At 67.3% G+C, this 11,804-nt stretch carries 12 protein-coding genes; 3 read left to right on the plus strand and 9 right to left on the minus strand.

Annotation, left to right across the window (positions count from 1 at the left end):
* Positions 1–30 precede the first annotated feature (30 nt).
* On the plus strand, positions 31–540 hold the full coding sequence (locus tag D7X96_RS09490; protein ID WP_121769534.1) for a hypothetical protein: 510 nt from the start codon (positions 31–33) through the stop codon (positions 538–540).
* A 68-nt stretch (positions 541–608) separates the two neighbouring features.
* On the opposite strand, the gene D7X96_RS09495 is transcribed toward D7X96_RS09490, so the two are convergent.
* The 3 genes from D7X96_RS09495 to D7X96_RS09505 all read right to left on the minus strand — a co-directional run bounded on the left by D7X96_RS09495 (position 609) and on the right by D7X96_RS09505 (position 3,472).
* On the minus strand, positions 609–1,181 hold the full coding sequence (locus tag D7X96_RS09495; RefSeq protein WP_121769535.1) for a deoxynucleotide monophosphate kinase family protein: 573 nt from the start codon (positions 1,179–1,181) through the stop codon (positions 609–611).
* Positions 1,178–2,086, minus strand: a complete 909-nt coding sequence (locus D7X96_RS09500; RefSeq protein WP_208647289.1) for a viperin family antiviral radical SAM protein — start codon at positions 2,084–2,086, stop codon at positions 1,178–1,180. Before D7X96_RS09500 ends, D7X96_RS09495 begins: the two co-directional genes overlap by 4 nt.
* Positions 2,087–2,167: 81 nt before the next feature.
* Positions 2,168–3,472, minus strand: a complete 1,305-nt coding sequence (locus D7X96_RS09505) for a sigma-70 family RNA polymerase sigma factor (protein WP_121769536.1) — start codon at positions 3,470–3,472, stop codon at positions 2,168–2,170.
* Positions 3,473–3,715: 243 nt separating this feature from the next.
* Between D7X96_RS09505 and D7X96_RS39520 the strand changes: the two genes are divergently transcribed.
* Entirely contained in the window at positions 3,716–4,318 is a 603-nt protein-coding gene (locus D7X96_RS39520) for a hypothetical protein (protein ID WP_147468268.1), read from the plus strand.
* A 39-nt stretch (positions 4,319–4,357) separates the two neighbouring features.
* On the opposite strand, the gene D7X96_RS09510 is transcribed toward D7X96_RS39520, so the two are convergent.
* The 6 genes from D7X96_RS09510 to D7X96_RS09535 are packed head-to-tail and all read right to left on the minus strand — an operon-like array spanning position 4,358 to position 10,207.
* A complete protein-coding gene (locus D7X96_RS09510; RefSeq protein WP_121769537.1) occupies positions 4,358–5,368 on the minus strand; it encodes an MlaD family protein in 1,011 nt (336 codons plus the stop codon).
* Entirely contained in the window at positions 5,361–6,104 is a 744-nt protein-coding gene (locus tag D7X96_RS09515) for an ATP-binding cassette domain-containing protein (protein ID WP_121769538.1), read from the minus strand. The genes D7X96_RS09510 and D7X96_RS09515 overlap by 8 nt, the downstream gene beginning before the upstream one ends.
* On the minus strand, positions 6,101–6,847 hold the full coding sequence (locus tag D7X96_RS09520; protein ID WP_120547672.1) for an MlaE family ABC transporter permease: 747 nt from the start codon (positions 6,845–6,847) through the stop codon (positions 6,101–6,103). Before D7X96_RS09520 ends, D7X96_RS09515 begins: the two co-directional genes overlap by 4 nt.
* A complete protein-coding gene (locus tag D7X96_RS09525) occupies positions 6,844–7,623 on the minus strand; it encodes an MlaE family ABC transporter permease (RefSeq protein WP_244219513.1) in 780 nt (259 codons plus the stop codon). The genes D7X96_RS09520 and D7X96_RS09525 overlap by 4 nt, the downstream gene beginning before the upstream one ends.
* Positions 7,624–7,642: 19 nt before the next feature.
* Positions 7,643–8,341, minus strand: coding sequence for an ABC transporter ATP-binding protein (locus D7X96_RS09530; RefSeq protein ID WP_121769539.1), 699 nt, complete (start codon positions 8,339–8,341; stop codon positions 7,643–7,645).
* Positions 8,342–8,344: 3 nt separating this feature from the next.
* Positions 8,345–10,207 carry a putative metal-binding motif-containing protein gene (locus D7X96_RS09535; RefSeq protein WP_158626567.1) on the minus strand — a complete coding sequence of 621 codons (1,863 nt, stop codon included), beginning with the start codon at positions 10,205–10,207 and terminating at the stop codon, positions 8,345–8,347.
* 212 nt (positions 10,208–10,419) lie between these two features.
* Between D7X96_RS09535 and D7X96_RS09540 the strand changes: the two genes are divergently transcribed.
* The gene (locus D7X96_RS09540) at positions 10,420–11,799 is read left to right on the plus strand and encodes a TolC family protein (protein ID WP_121769541.1); all 1,380 of its coding nucleotides are present in this window, start codon (positions 10,420–10,422) and stop codon (positions 11,797–11,799) included.
* Positions 11,800–11,804: the final 5 nt, after the last annotated feature.

Genomic DNA, 11,804 nt, shown 5'->3' on the forward strand with positions numbered 1-11,804 from the left:
GAGCGGGCAAGGCGTGTTAGATGGGCGCCCATGAACCTCATTCGACTGTCGTTGGTGGGCGTGGGAGTGGCGTTGCTGGTGTCTGGCTGCGGCGGGCGCCGGCGCAACTCCAAGGTGGACTTCTCCCAGATGGGGCCGTCCATCAACGCGAAGCGCTACGCGAACCTGGAGAAGATCGCCGCCAAGGATTTGAAGTGCGACGTGGAGCTGACGCCGCAGTATCTGGGTGAGAACCAGTACCAGATGATCGGCTGCAACACGGAGGGCGTCTACGAGCTGCGCTGCGTGGTGGGCCAGTGCTCCTGGATTCCCGACGTGAGGGTCCACGCGGAGTTCGACCTGGGCTGTGCCAAGCAGGACCTCCAGGCGACGAAGCTGGACCGCGTCACCACGGGCGTCGTGGGCTGCGGCAAGCGCGCGACGTACCGGCTGCTCGGGGCTCGATATGGTTATTCATGGGTCCTGAACTCGATGGTGGCCCAGGACGAGACGCCGGCTCCGTCGCCCAAGGATGAAGTGCCGCAGCCGACGAATCTCTGATGCCAGGTATCAGCGGCCTGGGTTGATGGCCCATCGCAGGACGATGGGCCGGTCCCCCAGGACGGTGCTCAGGTGGCCCGCGAGCCGACGGCGCCTTCGAGCATGTGTTTCACGGTGAGGTAGAGGGCGTCTGGGGTGCCGTCGTTCCGCAGGACCGCGTCGAAGGAGCTCCGGTCGAGCCCGAGAAGCTCCATCTCCGTGGCGTGACGTGACAACGCGCCAGGGGCGCCCGCGCCGGGGCGTTCAATCAGCCAGATGGTGGCCCCCATCTCTCGTGCCGCCCGCCATTCCGCCTGGGTGCGCAAATCCGTGCAGACGACGCGCCCTCCCGCCCGGCGGATGGCGTCGAACCGCATCCGGAAGGGGCGTAGCCAGACCTCGGGATCCAGCTCCAAGCAGGCCTGTCCGAACCGTTGATATAGCTCCCTGGGAGCGCGGCCAAACCTCGGGTCCACTTCATTGCGTCGGTCGCCCCACAGCTGCGCCGGGTCGAGCTGAAGCAAGCCCATCAAAGCGGCCTTGATGGGATCCGCGAGCGCGACCCGCTCAAAACCGTGCTGTTTGGCCAGGTAGGCCCCCAGCGTGTCCTTTCCAGCACCGGAAACGCCCGCGAGGCAGATCAGGCTCGAAGGCGCGTTCATGATTCACCTCCGTACGGGTAGCTGCCGTCACGATGGAGGAAGCCCTCCATGGAGAAGAAGACCTGGGACCAGGCGGCGTCCAGGCCGTGCTGGAGGATGGGCGCGCTGTAGCGATGGCCTCCCTGTGCGTTGTCGAAGAACCGGCCGGCCGGGTCGACCATTGCATAGCTGCCGCGCATGTCTTCGTTGTCCTCGGGCACCAGGACGATGCCTTCGCGCTCCAGGCAGCGGTGGCGAGTGACGAACGCTTCGAAGTCCTCTCGGGGGCAGTACAAGGCTTCGACCTTGCCGGTGTTCTGTCCCTTGACGTCAAGGACGCGCAACAGCTTCCAGCGTTCGGGCCGCATCTCGCGGAGGAACGCTGTCTGGTCCTCGCCTGCGTTCAGGTTCGTGACGACCGTGTTCACCTTGAGGCGCATCCCCGCCGAGCGGATCCGCTCAGCAAGGGACAGGTAGTGCTCCACCGGCAGGGCCCTGCCATTCACGGCCCTCCCCAGGGCGGCATGCGTCTGGGGCGACACGCTGTCGATGCTGAGCGTCACCCAATCCATCACGCCTTGCAGGCGCGCGAGGGTGTCGGCGTCCAGGCGGCTGCCATTGGTCACCAGCATCGTCGTGATGCCATGTGCCTTGGCCGCCGCCGCCAGCTTCGGCAACCAGGGGCACAGCAGGGGTTCACCTCCCGCGAAGGTGATCTTCCGGAAGCGGAGGGACAACAGATTCACCAGCCTCAGCGCCTCCTCCTCGGGAAGGTGCCCCTTGGGGAGCACGTCCCTGCGGACGTCCTGGAAGGTGGCGAAGCAGAACCGGCAACGCATGTTGCACGGCTCCCACAGGTGGAAGTTGACCGACGGCGGCATCACCTGGGCGGTGGCCGTGAACGGGGTGGCGGACGGCGAGTGCATGGAGCCTCCAGGAACCGCCCGTGTCAGGCGGTCCGATGCTCCACTCTCCGCAGCGAATAAAGTGTGACCCGAAAACGTAAGCTACTGACATTGCTGGAGAAATCTCGTCCTTAATTCGTCCCGGGCGCGCTGGACACGCTTGCGCGCGGCCGCGGGTTCGATGCCGAGGCGAAGGCCAATCTCAGTTTCGGGCAGTTCCTCGAAGTAGCGCATGTAGAGGACCTGCTGATGCTGCTCCGTGAGGGTGCAGAGCACTTTCCGGAGCGCAGCGTGGGTCTCCGCCTCCACGTACTGATCGTCTGGCCGGAGAAGACACTGCGGTTCTGGAAGCCGATCCAGGTCGCAGCTCCGGGACATCCGCGTGAACCGGCTCCGGGCGCCGTATTCCACGGCGCGAAGGAAGTACCGTTCGAACTCGATGGGAGGAGGTTCCTTCCGGAGACAGATGTTCAGCAGGATTGCGTGGATCAGGTCGTCCGGGTCCGTGTCGTTCCGGATGAGGCCCTGGGCGATCCTGCGGGCCCTGGCCATCATGTCCGGCTGGAGGAAGGGCCTCTCCAGGCAAGCGCGGGTATTGAGCGAGGGAGCGGAGTCTGCGGAGGCCGTGAAGGAAGCGGTCGTGATGCCTTCGAAGTCTTCCTCCGGCTCCAGCGCGACGGGGGCGGGCCTGGAGGAGCCGGCGGCAAGGAGTGCCTGCCGCGAGCACTCCCATGACAGGGAATCACAGCGGGTCGTCCGCGCGGACGCCATGCTCTGGGCGTGGGCTTGAAACGCTTCCGCGAGCGAACTCACGACGAGCGTCAATCCCGTGGCCGCGAGCGCCGCGAGGGTCAACATCCCGGCGCCGAACGGCGAGGCCCGCGCGACGCGCCAGGAGAGCCGGATCATTCCCACGCTCATCCGGACCAGACCGACGCTGACGGTCAGGAGCATCCAGACCGTGAAGGTGATGACAAGAGCCCCGGGCAGCACGGGCATCGCATGCCGTTGTCCGAATTCCGGAAGGGTCTGCTGGCACGCCAGGAACAGCAGCAGGCCCAGCAGTGCCCAGGGCCAGCGCAACAGGAGGGGCGGGGGGCCATCCCGTCCCGCGAGGCGCCGGTATCCATTCCATCCGGTGATGGCCACGAAGGCGACCAGGGCCATGCCCATGAGGATGACGGAGAGCTGGGCGGCCCCTTCGAAGATGCCGGACGTGAGCGCGCCCATCCGCTCCAGGAGGACCGCCGCGCCCGCGAGCCCCATCAGCCCCGTGGCTCCGATGCCCACGACGACACCCGGGATGACGACCTTGACGGAGAAGATGGCGAGCGCCACCGCAACCAACGCCAACTGCCAGACCGCGGTCCGCCGGGGTGGCGGACTGGACTCCCCCTGCTGTGCCATGCGGCCTTCCTTCTGGGCGGAACACTGGCAATGCAAGAGCCTATACTTCCAATAGGATTCTCCGGAAGGTGCCGGGACCGCTCACATTCGATTGCGATGTAGGCCACACCGCAAAAGCCCTTCAATTCCGGGTCCGATTGGACCTACAGGAGCGGAGTGTCAGCTCGGTATTTGAATATTTTGGAGATGCTAGAGTCATTAAAGATAGCAATCACTGCTGCCAGACCTGGCGAAGGTGCGAAGATGAATGACACTCCTGCGTTCGTGATTGATACGGCTGACTGGGAGGGCATTGACAAGGCCATAACTCAGGCGCCCAACTACGAAACCAAAGTGGCGAGTGCAATCAAGCGCACGATTCGAGTGATGCATGGCATCGCTCATCTGCACCGGAGCACCATGCTCGACGAAGTTGAGGTTTACATTGGTCGGGCGGGGGCAACCAATGTTCTGAATCGCTGGCGTGACAGCAGGTCCAGGCGCGGTCATTTCTATGCGGCCGTTTTGTTTTCTTGTGAGACGGGCCGCGCAATTGAGCTTGAGGGGTTGGCCAATAGGCTTCTTTGTGGCCTCAAGGAGCGAGGGACGTTGTGTGTTGGGAATGCCAACGTCAATGCTCATGGCGGCGGCAGGGTGGCTGATTGCGACTTGTCGGTTGTCTATATGACCTGGGGCGTTGGTCGAAACCCTGAGTACGGAGAGAAGCCAGATATTGGTGTGATCAGGGAGGTGTCTAGAGAGGCTGCCACCGCGTGTTCGGGAGATTTTTCCTACAATCAGATTGAGCACGGCCTCCGTTTGACCAAGCGACTATCGGAGTGGGATCGCTTGGCGTGGAGCATGTGAGGCTTATCGGCCAAAGGCGCCGATGAGCGGACTAGAACCTCAATCCTTCCAGAGGATCTTCCACGGGTGCTTGCGCAGGTCCGTGACCAGGGTCTTCAGCTCGTCGTAGAGGGCAGGGTCCTTGAGCAGTGCGCCGCCGGTCCCCTCTCCGGAATCGAGCTGTCCGAGGATCCGGTCTGCCTTGGTGGCGATCTGCTCCAGCTGGCCCGCTGCCGCCGTGAAGCGCTGGAGGGCCAGCTTCATCTGCTGGCCGTCCTCGGGCGTCAGGGGGCCTGTCACCGCGGCCAGGCCGTCCAGGGTCGTTCCGGCGGACTTCGTCAGGCCGGGGAGGTCCTTTCGCATCAGGGCCGCCACGGCGGAGGCGTCGTCCAGGAGGCGGGCTCCCTTGCCTCCGGGCTGCATGGACTCCTTGGCCAGCTGGGCCAGCTGCCTCAGGTCCTTGGACGCCGCCGCCAGCTCCGTGGCCAGGACCTTCACGTCGCCTTGGTTCTCCGTCAGGACCTCGTCCAGCGTCCTTGCCAGTCGCGACACGTTGGCGGCCAGGCCTGTCACGGCCTCCGGGTCCTTCTCCAGCATGTCCGACAACAGCGTCACGAACTTGGACAGCTGTTCCGACAGCAAATCCAGACGCGGTGCATCCACGCCTCGCAATGCCTCTGTCTCCGGCAGCGGCGCGTCGGCATTGCCTGGGTTCAACTCCAGATAGGGTTCACCCAACAGGCCTACCGTTCCCACCGTCACCCTCGCATCCTTGCGCAGGGCGCCCCTTGCCGCGGGCTCCACGGACAGGTCCATGCGGACGGGGAGGGGGAGGCCCTTCGCGTCCCTTCGGTCGGCCAGCAGATGGATGGTGTCCACCTTGCCCACCTGGACGCCGCCCAGCTTCACCGGGGCTCCCTGCACCACGTTGCCTGTGTGCGCGAAGTCCACTTCGAGTTTGGCGCCCCGGCCCAGCGTCAGCTCTCCCATCAACCAGAGCAACACCAGCACGCCCACCAGCGTCGCGAGCACCAGCGCTCCGACCTTCAACTCCAGCCGCTGCTCATCCATCCGTCGCGCCCTCCATGAACGGCGCCGTCAGCGTCCTGAGCTCCGGGGCAGGGGACGCCAGGAAGCCCTCCGGGCTCCCCAGGTACGCGTTGCGTCCCTTCGCCACCACCAGCACCCGGTCCGCGATGCCTCTCAACTGCCGGTAGTCGTGTGACACCACCAGCGCCCCCAGGCCCTGCTCCTTCAACGACGCCAGCACCGCCTCCACCTGCATCGCGGCCCGGCGGTCCAACCCCGTCGTCGGCTCGTCCAGCAGCAGGTAGCGCGGCTTGAGCACCAGCGCCCTCGCGATGGCCGCTCGCTTCTTTGCTCCGGGTCCCAGCTCCGGAGGCAGCCGGTCCGCCCATTCCTTCAGGCCCACTTTTTCCAGCGCCGTCTCCACTGATTCCTCCGGGGCGCTCGGATCCGCGAGGCGCACGTTCTCCCTCAGCGTCCTCCAGTCCAGCAGCGCCGGGCCCTGTACCAGGTACGGCGCCCGGCGGCGGAGGGGCACAAGGCTTCGCTCCGGCTGCGTGTCCACGCGCTCCCCGAACAGCGTCACCTTGCCGGCTTCCGGCTTCAACAGGCCTACCGCCAGCCGGCACAGCACGCTCTTGCCGGAACCGCTCGCTCCCGCGATGAACGTCAGCTCCTTCGTGGAGACCTGCGCGCTCAGGCCGTCCAGCACGCGGCGGCCCTGCTCGAAGGCGATCGCCACGTCGTCGAAGACCAGCGTGTCCGGACCGGTGTCATTCACAGGCGCACGAACTGGAACGCAAGCGACACCGTCAGGTCAATCAACAGACATCCCAGGCTGGCCGCTACCACGCCTTCCGTCGTCGCTTCGCCCACCGCCTCCGCGCCGCCCCGGGCGTTCAAGCCCGCCACCGCTGCCGCGAGCGGGATGTAGAGCCCGCAGGCCACGACCTTCAGCCCTCCCACCAGCAGGTCCCATCCGTCCACGTACCTCGCGTCCATGAACGCCCGGCCGTCGATGTTCAACGCCACGCTCGCCACAATTACCGCCGACGCCGTCGCCGCGAGCGTGCCCAGCACGCTCAAGAGCGGCACTCCCACCACGCCCGCCACCACCCGGGGCGCCACGAGGTCCGCGTACGGATCCCCCGCTGACATCTCCAGCGCCTCCACCTGCTCGTTCACGCTCATCGTGGCCAGCTCGGCGGAGTGACTGGCTCCGGCTCGGGACGCCGTCAGCAGCGCGGACACGGCGGGGCCCAGCTCGCGCACCAGCATCTCGAAGTAGGCCGGGCCCAGCACCGCCACGTTGCCAATCAGCTTCTTCGCCTGCGCGTTGGCGATCATCACCAGCACCGCGCCGAAGAACGCCATGCCCGACATCACCAGCCACACGCTGCGCCCACCCAACTCGTGCACCTGCGCCAGCGTTTCGCGCCAGGGGATTCCCTCCCGCGTGCCGGCTCGCACCGTGCGCGCCAGCATCACCCCCGGCGCCCCGAAGAAGGTCAGCACGCGCTTCATCCCAGCACCCTGGACAGCACCGTCGTGAGCAGGAAGTCCAAGAGGAAGATGGCCGCGCAGCCCAGCACCACCGCGCTCGCGGCGGCCTCTCCCACGGCTTTGGCGCCTCCCTTGGCTCGCAGGCCCACCGCCGTGGACACCAGTGAGATGGCCAGCCCGAACGCTCCTGTCTTCACCACGCCGCTCAGGATGTCGGACGGGCTCAGCATCTGCGCGAAGGTGCCGAAGAACACCCGCACCGGCAGGTCCAGCGTGAGCTTCGCTGCCACGGCTTCACAGAGGATGGACACCAGGAACGTGAACGTGCTCAGCGCGAGCATGCTCAGCTCCATGGCCACGACCCGGGGCGCCACCAGCAGCGCGAACGGATCCAGGCCAATGCCTCGCAGGCCTTCAATCTGTCCGCCGACCTTCAGCGTGGCCAGCTCGGCCGCGTTCCTCGCGCCGATTCGCGCGGACATGATCAGCCCGAGGAGCAGCGGACCGAACTCCCACAGCACGCCATAGCCCGCTGCCCAGCCCAGGAACGCGCGGGCTCCGAAGCGCTGGATGTAGAGCGCCGCTTGCACCACCACGATGACGCCGGCCAACGCCGCCGTGGCCAGTGCGAGCGGCAGGGAGCCAAAGCCGAACTGCACCAGGCCTCGTGCCAGCTCGCGCCGCTCCAGCCCGCGCAAGGCCCAGGCCGTGCGGCCCGCGACCAGGGCCAGCGCGCCCACGCCGCCCACCGCGCGCATCGCCGAGCGTCCCAGCCAGGACAGGGCGGTGGTGCTCACGGGTGCTGGGACCGCGGAATCATGCGAGGGCCTCGTCCGGCGCGCGCTCCAGTTCCGGCGCCGGGGCCCCATCGTGCACCAGTCTGCCGCCTCGCAGGTACAACCAGCGGGGCAGGGGGAGGTCCACCGGCGCTTCCGGCGCCGCCACCAGCAGCGTGCCCTGGCCGGCGACCTCCAGGAGGACTCGCGCCACCTGACGCGCCGTGCCCGGATCCAGGCCCGCGAACGGATCATCCGCCAGAAGCACCGCCGGCCTCGCCGCGATGGCCCTCGCCAGGCCCGCGCGCTTCTTCATGCCGCCGGACAGCCGCTCTGGCAGCGTGTCCGCCGCGTCCGCCAGTCCTACCGAGCGCAGCACCGCGTCCGTGCGCTCGCGGGCTTCGTCTTCCGGCACCCTGCGGCGGAGCAGCGGCTGCATCACGTTCTGCCGCACCGTCAGCGAGTCGAAGAGCGCGTCCGTCTGGAACACGAAGCCGAACGACGCCTGCTGCGCTCTCCGCTCCGGCGCGGACAGCCTGGCGACGTCCTGGCCGTTCCAGGTCACCCGGCCGGAGGAGGGGAGGAGCAGCCCCGCGAAGGACTTGAGCAACGTCGTCTTGCCCGAGCCCGAACGTCCCAGCACCAGCGCCTGCGTGCCGGGAGGGACGTGGCAATCCGTGGGCTCCAGCACGGTACGCGCGCCGTAGCGGATGCTCAGGGCTTCGGCGCGCAGGTCCATCGCTCAGGGACGGTAGAAGAACTGAGCCACACCGTCATCGCCCACGGCACCAAGGCGCGTCGGCATATTGCCGTCGATGGCGCGTAGCACAGGCGTGTTCGTGTAGACCGCTGTCCAATCAACTCCATTGAAGAACTGGACGGCACCTGTCTCGGTCGTCACGTAGACCGCATTCTTACCGAAGGCCAGCACATCTGTAAGGTTCGGCTTTGACGGCACTGTCGGCAGTTGCTTCCAAGCTCCGTGGTTCCGTTCCAGGACGACTCCGTTGTCACCTACGACATAGACGTAGTTGGCGTTCACCGCGCTGACCCCGGTCAGGTAGATGTCTTTAACGGAGGAAGGAAGGGTTTCCGGTTCCCATTTTCCATCCGCCGGGTTGATGCTGAGAACCTGGGGCTGTGGCTTTGGGAGTAGGTAGTCCTTGGCGCCTACCGCGATAATCGGCGCGTTAGCGGCCGTACCCGTCACCGCGCGCAGGTTGATGCTTGTGGTGGCGAACTGAACTGGCGCGTCGGGGGGCGTCCACTTGAAGACGAGGCCGCTGCTTGACACGGTGTAGAGGGTGAGCGGGTTACTGCTCGTCGAGTTGAAGCCCACGATCCCCAGGAGTTCCACGCCCAGCCCAGGTACGGAGGTAGATGTGCAATTGCCTGGCGCGGCGGTCTTCCTGGCCAGCTTTCCTGCGGCATCCGCCAGGAACAATTCGCCCGTATCGCTGACCCAGGCAGCCTTCCAGTTTCCGGCGCAAGTGTAGCGTGTCGTGGTCCTGTCGGTATTGAGCTGCACCACGTTGTCACTCGAGGCTGGGCCCGCGATCCAGGCCACGTTCTGCCCGACGGCGACGGCGTTCCACCGGGGTTGATTCGTGCCTCCATCCGACCCCTCCCATTTCAGATTGCAGGGAACCGCACCTTCATCCACGCGCCCATCGCAGTTGTTGTCCAGCCGGTCGCAGACTTCGGTCTTTCCCGCCGCGACGTACACGGAACTCTCGTCACAATCGGTGGGCATCGTGGCCGTTCCCGCAGGCTTGTCACCGCAAGTCACGCCACCGTCCGTTCCCGTTGTCCCTTCTCCGTCCCCGTCCTCGTCGAGGTAGTAGGCCGTGGGTTCGCGAGTCCCCTTGCAGGTGACTTCGCCTGTTGGCGTGTCGCAGGCCGTGACTCCCGGACACTGGAAGGCTGCGTCGCACGGTGCGTTCAGGACGAACACTTCGTCCGCGACGTCATCGCAGTTGTCGTCCTTCCCGTCGCACCGGAACTCCGCTTGATCCGGATGCACGCTGGGGTCCTGGTCGTTGCAGTCTCCAGTGCGGCGCGCGCTGTTGTACGAGGGCGCATCACACGCCGGTTCCTTCGCGGGCAGTTGGCGGTTGCCGTAACCATCGCCATCCGAGTCCGTGTACCAGGGGATGGGACCGCCCACGGTCTCATCCCGGTCGTTGCAGTCCGTGCCGCCCGCGCTCGAGACGAACCCGTCCCCATCTCCGTCCACGGCGCTCAGCGACAGTTCCACCGCCGTGATGCCGTCCTTCGCGAGGCTCGCGGTGGTCTCCGCGGAGGCCACCTGGTTTCCTTCGCACGAACGCTCCTGTGCTCGGGCCTGGAGCTTCACTTCGTTGCTCCAGCCGGCCTGGCGGAACACCGCCACGGACAGTGTGCCCGGAGGCGGACCCGCGGACACGTTCACGTTCGTCGTGACCGTCCGGGACACCTCCGCCTGATCCGTGACCGTCAGCGTCACGCACCCCGGCCGAAATCCTTCGTAATGAACCTGGACCTTCAGAGCGGCGGACTTGAGGTCATCGCCCTTGGAGCACCCGGTGAGGACGCCCGTGAGCACGGCGAGCAGGAATAAACGCATGGGACACGCATTCTGGGGCGCGTCCCACACCCGGAGTGGGGCGGACGGCGCCACCGTCGGCAGTTCAACCCAAGAACCTTCTTCCCCGTCCCTTAGTCCGCCCCGCGAGGCATCGTCCAGACACGCGCCGCTCATCAACCCCCGGATGACGGCTTCCGTGTATAGGGGCCGCTGACCTTTCAACACTGGCCCCGCACCACCGCTCCACTTCTATGTCCACCGTCCGCCGTGCCCTCCTCGCCGCGCCCCTGGGTGCCTGCCTCTGCGCGCTGGCCCCGGACGCGCTCGCCCAGACGCCTCCGGCCGACTCGCCCGCCAGCGCCTTCCCCAAGCCACCCAGGCCGGACGCTGGCGCCGCTCCGCTGACGCTGGAACGCGCCGTGGAGCTGGCCTCGCAGAAGAACGAGGCCGTGCTCGCCGCGGGGCAGACGGCCGAGGCCGCCCAGGCCCGCGTCGCCCGCGCCCGCGCCTTCTTCCTGCCCACCATCGCGGCCACCGGCACCTACACACGGCGCCTGCGTGAGTCCACGCGCGAGGTGGGAGGACAGACCGTCGTCCTCCAGAAGTACAACGCCCTGGGCGCTGTCTTCTCCGGCCGCATGACCCTCTTCGACGCGCGCGGCTTCCCCCTCTACAGGGCCGCGAAGCTGGAGAGCGAAGCGTCCAGGCTGGACGCCGTGGAGACGCGCCGCCAGGTGGCCTTCAGCGCCGCCAACGCCTTCCTCGTCACGCTGGCCAACCAGCAGGTGTACCAGGCCGCCGAGCAGCGCCTCGCCTTCGCGAAGCAGAGCCTGGCGGACGCACAGGCGCGCGCCAACGCGGGGCTCGCCAGCACCAACGACGTCACCCGCGCGGAGCTGGAGCTGGCCACCGCCGAGTCCAACCTCGCCGCCGCGCTGGGCACCGCGGAGACGAGCCGCCTGGAGCTGGGCTACCTGCTGGTGGAGCCGGTGCAGGGAGAGCTCACTCCTCCGGAGCCGCTGCTCGCGGACGCCGTGCGGCCCGCGCCTGCCCTCGACATGCTGACCCAGGGGGCCACCGACCGGCGGCCGGACATCCTCTCCGCGCGCCTGCGCGTGCGCTCGCTGCGGGAGACCGCGAAGGAGCCCCTGGCGCGCCTGCTGCCGTCCCTGGGCGCGAGCGCCCAGTACCGCCTCACCAACGAGGCGGGCCTCAACGGCAACGTGGGCGACGGTTTCCTCGCCGTGGATCTCACCTGGACCCTCTTCGACGGCGGCGCCCGCTACGCGGATCGCGACGAGCGCGTGGCCCTCGCCAACGCGGCGGAGCTGAACACGCAGGCCGCGACCCGCCGCGTGCCGGTGGACATCGAGCAGGCGCGGGTGAACCTGGAGACGGCCCGGGCCGCGCTCGCGCAGAGCGAGCAGGCGGCGAAGGCGGCGCGGAAAAACGCGGCCGAGACGGGCATCCTCTACCGCCAGGGCCTGTCCACCGCGCTCACCCTGGCGGACGCGTCGCTCAGCCTCTTCGAGGCGGAGGTCGCGCTCGCGCAGAACCGCTATGGGCTGGGCGTGGCGCTGTTGGGCCTGCGGGCCGCTGTCGGACTGAATCCCCTGGGGAAGGAACCGTGAAGGCA

Source organism: Corallococcus interemptor (assembly GCF_003668875.1).
Lineage (GTDB): Bacteria > Myxococcota > Myxococcia > Myxococcales > Myxococcaceae > Corallococcus > Corallococcus interemptor.